We start from the raw sequence: 202 nt of genomic DNA, 5'->3' as shown, positions 1-202 counted from the left end.
CAGAACGGTCCGGTCACCGTGACCCTCGACAGCGGCAAGGTGATCACCATCGCCGTCGGCCAGAGCTCCGGCAGCCTACCGGTCACTGTCGGCAACGACGTTTACAAGGGGCCAACCACCGTCAGCGAATCCATCAAGGATGCGGCCGGCGGCAACCTCGAAGCGATCAACCCGGTGAAAACCCCGGTGACCACCACGGTCA

The 202-nt window shown here is 63.9% G+C and carries 1 protein-coding gene; it reads left to right on the top strand.

The window, feature by feature from the left end; all coding sequences use genetic code 11:
- A partial coding sequence (locus tag ACCD00_RS30955) for an immunoglobulin-like domain-containing protein (RefSeq protein ID WP_413428959.1) occupies nucleotides 1-202 on the top strand: 202 nt, incomplete at both ends.

Source organism: Pseudomonas sp. Pseusp3 (genome assembly GCF_047304225.1).
GTDB lineage: Bacteria > Pseudomonadota > Gammaproteobacteria > Pseudomonadales > Pseudomonadaceae > Aquipseudomonas > Aquipseudomonas fluorescens_CD.
This window is presented reverse-complemented; position numbering and strand designations above follow the sequence as displayed.